This is a genomic window from Gordonia sp. i37 (assembly GCF_002043085.1).
In the GTDB taxonomy this organism is placed as follows: Bacteria; Actinomycetota; Actinomycetes; order Mycobacteriales; family Mycobacteriaceae; genus Gordonia; species Gordonia polyisoprenivorans.
In genome coordinates this window covers 1-3,903 of record NZ_MVPX01000550.1, presented here as the reverse complement: position 1 = coordinate 3,903, position 3,903 = coordinate 1, and the positions used below count along the sequence as shown (strand labels likewise).

The 3,903-nt window shown below is 70.4% G+C and carries 2 protein-coding genes; both read right to left on the bottom strand.

The annotated features are described in order from the left end of the window. Window positions 1-2,800: amino acid adenylation domain-containing protein (locus B1964_RS27315; protein ID WP_139765897.1), on the bottom strand; the 2,800-nt coding region annotated here is incomplete at its 3' end. After that, window positions 2,797-3,903: DUF4012 domain-containing protein (locus B1964_RS27310; protein ID WP_139765896.1), on the bottom strand; the 1,107-nt coding region annotated here is incomplete at its 5' end. The genes B1964_RS27310 and B1964_RS27315, both read right to left, overlap by 4 nt.

Genomic DNA, 3,903 nt, shown 5'->3' with positions numbered 1-3,903 from the left:
ACCGATCGAGCATCAGCACCCGCCGCGGCCACATCACCGAAGGCAGGGTCGCAATGAGATGCGCCCGCCCCTCCCGTTCGAGTCCGTCGCCGCCCGGCGCGGCACCGGTCCCCACGCAGGCGACGTCGAGCGCCAGATCGCCGTCGGGTGCGTGATCAGCGACGACGACCGCGGCGCCCACACCGCCGACCTCCGTGGCGGCGTTCTCGATCTCGGCCGGTTCGACGCGGACCCCGCGGACCGAGAGTTGCCCGTCGGAACGGCCGACGAAGACGAGATCACCGGTGGTCGGGTCACGGCGGGCGAGATCACCGGTCCGGTACATCCGGGCGCCGTCGCGCCACGGGCAGGCGAGGAATCTCGTCGCGGTGAGCCCGGGCCGATCCCGGTATCCGTGCGCGAGTTGTGGTCCGCACAGATAGAGTTCGCCGAGGATCCCGTCGGCCACCGGGCGCAACCGGTGATCGAGGACCAGCGCGGCCATCCCCGGGACCGCTCGGCCGATGGGTACCGGCCGGTCGAGGTGGACGTCGGTGGTGATCGGCGCGGCCGTCGCATACAGCGTCGCCTCGGCGGGACCGTAGGTGTTGAACGCCCGCCGCGCACCGCCCCCTCCCGGTGGTCGACGCGTGATGCGGGCCGCGAGCGCCGGTGACAGTGCCTCGCCGATCGCCGACACGGTCGGCGGCAGTGTGTGCACCGGAATCCGGTTCAGGACGGTCGGGGTGGCCATCAGGTGGGTGATGCGGTGATCGAGCAGCGCGCGGCCGAGGTCGGCGTCGAGTCCGGCGGCCGGGATCAGGGTGTGGCCCAGCGCGGCACACGCCAGCATCTCGAAGTGGGCCATGTCGAACATCGGTGATGCCACCGCGAGCCAGCGCGCCCCGACATCGATCCCGTCACCCGCCCCGAATCGGGCCCGCATGTCGCGCGCGATGGCGGCCGGCCCGGTGTGCGGGACGACGACGCCCTTGGGTTCGCCGGTGCTCCCCGAGGTGAACACGATGTAGGCGGCGTCGGTCGGATGCGGTGCCGGTAGCCGGCCGGCATGGGGTGCGACGTCGGCGAGGTCGTCGAGGGACCGTGACGGAATGCCGGTCCGTACACCATGTTCGGGGCTCGTGGCGAGGATGAGGATCGGAGCGGCCGTCGCGAGCATCCGGTCGATCCGCGCGGTCGGCTGCGCCGGGTCGATCAGCACGATCGTCGCACCGCTGCGGGCCACCGCCCACCAGGCGATGACCTGATCGACGCCGCGGCGCATCAGCACCACCACCCGGGTGCCGGGCCGGGCTCCGAGCGCCGAGAGTCGGCGCGCGAGGTCGGCGGTGCGTGTGTCGAGGTCGGCGAAGCTCATCACGGGCTCGCCGAGGAGGCTGCCGTCGACGGCCGCGTCGTTTCCGGCGCGGGCGACCGTGGCGGCGATGAGGTCCGGCAGTGTGTCCGTGGGACTTTCGGTGCCGGGCACCTCGGGTGTGCGCGCGGGCAGTGGCAGGTCGTCCATGGTGACGCGCGCAGACCCAGGGGCGGTCAGTGCGTCGGCGAGTGCGCCGAGCATCGCGAGCAGTCCGTCGTGGAACGCCGTCACCTCGGCCGGGTCGTAGCGGCGCGGGTTGGCCTCGATCTCCACGATGAAGGTGCCGGTGTCGGTGGATTGGGCGAGAGTTCCAAACGGGAACACGTTGATGGCCAGGTCTTCTGCCGGCCCGGTGGTCACCGAGGAGAATCGGACGGTCGTCTCGCCGAATCGCATCTCACGGTCGAAGAGCATCAGGTTGAGGACCGGTCCGCCGGTGTGATCGCCGTGTTCGGTGACGATGTCCTCGAACCGGTACCGCTGATGACGTAGTGCGCCGAGCATCGCCCGCTCGGTGGTGCGCACGGCGGCGTGGATCTCGGTGCGTCGGCCGACGCCGGCGCGTAGCGGCACGAAGTTGATGGTCGGCAGTGGTGTGGCGCGCAGTGCGGCCGTCGTCCGTGCGGCCACGGCGAGGGTCAGCGCCCCGTCGGCGTCGCCGGTGCGGCGGCTCAGATAGCCTGCGGCGGCGGTCGCGATCAGTGTCGGCAGACTGGTGGGCATGGCCGTGATGAGCTCGCGGATCGTGTCCATCGTCGCCATCGGGATCGGTGCCGCCACCGTGTGATTGCGGGAGGCCGGGCCGCCCGAACGGTGCGCGGGCGAGGTCGCGGGGTCGCGGCCGGCGAGGGCCTCACGCCAGTAGTCGGCGTCGCGGGCGCGGCGCGACGAGCTCTGGTAGGCGTGGTCGGCGGCTGATGCGGCGGAGAGGTCGGCGACGGGCACCGGCGGTGCGCTCGGGTCGCGGGTCAGGCAGCGGCGCAACGTGATCAGGAGGTTGTCGCGGGTGGCGACGCCGTCGGTGGTCAGGTGGTGGGCACGGTTGTAGAGCAGGTGACGGTGGTGTCCGAGCCGGAACAGGATGGCCCGAGCGAGCCGGTCGGTGGTGACGTCCACCGCGCGGTGCAGGTCGGCGTCGATGATCTCGCGCGCGGCGGCGCGTGGGTCCGGCCGGTCCCCGACGTCGACGTATTCGGTGTGATCGTGTAGTGCCGGATCGTAGACGCAGCGGGGTCCGTCGGGCCCTTCCTCGAAGCGCAACTGCATCATTCGCATCCGGCGGGTCTGCTCGGCGAGTTCGGTGAGGAAGTGGTCGCGGTCGAGCGGGCCCTCGATGTCGGTCACCTGCGCCATGTTCAACGGCACCGACGGCATCGCCTGCTGCCGCAGCCAGAAGAAGCGTTGCGCCGCAGTCAGTTCGGTCACCTGGATCTTCTCGGTCATGGTGATCCCTGCGCCCTCTGCCCGGTCGCCGCGCCGCACGACGGCACCGACACGTGCACGCGCGGGGTGTCGACGAGCGGCTGCACCGGCACCTGTGCGTCGCCGCGGGCCGAGGTGGGTTCGGTCAGTGTCACCTCGAGGACGGAACGCTGGCCGGGTGCCAGTGGTACGCGGGTGCGGACCACCGGACGACCGTGCAGTTCGCTGGTGCCGTAGAGCACCGATTGTCCGTCGAGGGTGACCTTGCGGACCTGCGCGCCGCGGGTCAGCGCGATCTGCACGCCGGCCGCATTGGTGCCCGGTGGCAGGCCGCTGCCCACCGCTCCCATCGAACCGATCACGTACTGCGGCAACGAGAGATCGGTGACGGTGTTGGTCAGCGTCACCCGTGCTGTCGCATCGCGCCTGTCTGCGGAGCAGTCGCCTGCGGTATAACTCAGTTCGCGGCGCAGGTAGTAGTCGAGTTTGTTACCCGCCGCGTTGGTGATGGTCGCGTCCATCAGCGGGGCCGAATCGTCGGGTAACTGATGCGCCAGCGGCGTGGACGCGATGATGTCCTGCTCATCGGATCTGCTGCTGTAGAGCATGATCCGACGTTCCGCCACGCCGCGGCCGAGGGCTTCGAGGAGCCGGCCGGCATCGGCGTGGGCGCCGAGGACGTCGGCGACGACGGTGCGGGAGATGGTCTGCAGGTAGGCCTTGCGTGCGGTGTTGTCGTCGGCGAAGCGGGTGTAGACCTGCGACAAGGTGAGCGGTACGACGTTGTCGGCGGTGATCTGTTCGCCCGACGGCAACCGCACGGGCCCCGTCACGCGGAGTACGTAGCTCAGGGCGATCGGGTCGAGTGCCGCCGCCCCGTCGAGGGCGGTGCCGGTTTGTGCCTGCCAGTTGGCCATCCAGATCTTCGCGGCATCGGTGAAGTCGGGGCTCAGGTTGCTGTTGCGGAAGTCGGTATATGGCTCGACCGTCGAGTACAGGGTGTCGAAGCCGTCACCGAGGTCGATCTGCGGGCTACTCGGGCGGAACATGTCGATGTTGCGGCCGGTCTCAGCGGCACGCAGATGTCCGTTCTCGGCGCGGATGACGATGAATCCACCGACCAG